Raw genomic sequence first — 254 nt, forward strand, 5'->3', positions numbered from 1 at the left:
GTCCGACTTCGCTCGCGGTCCGGCCGACCAGCCGCTGCTCAAGGCCAAGGGCTACCAGATCGCCCCGTACATCTGCTACGAAGTGGTCTACCCGGAGTTCGCCGCCGCGCTCGCGGCGCAGAGCCAGGTGTTGCTGACAGTGAGCAACGACACCTGGTTCGGCACTTCCATAGGCCCTTTGCAGCACCTGCAGATGGCACAGATGCGCGCCCTGGAAAGCGGTCGCTGGATGATCCGCGCGACCAACAACGGCG

The 254-nt window shown here is 65.4% G+C and carries 1 protein-coding gene; it reads left to right on the top strand.

Features of this window, described 5'->3' with window-relative positions:
- The coding region (locus ACLJNW_RS26745) for a nitrilase-related carbon-nitrogen hydrolase (protein WP_410961587.1) at nt 1-254 on the top strand (254 nt) is incomplete at both ends.

It is taken from the genome of Salmonella sp. SAL4457, assembly GCF_046548235.1.
GTDB classification, from domain to species: Bacteria; Pseudomonadota; Gammaproteobacteria; order Enterobacterales; family Enterobacteriaceae; genus Salmonella; species Salmonella enterica.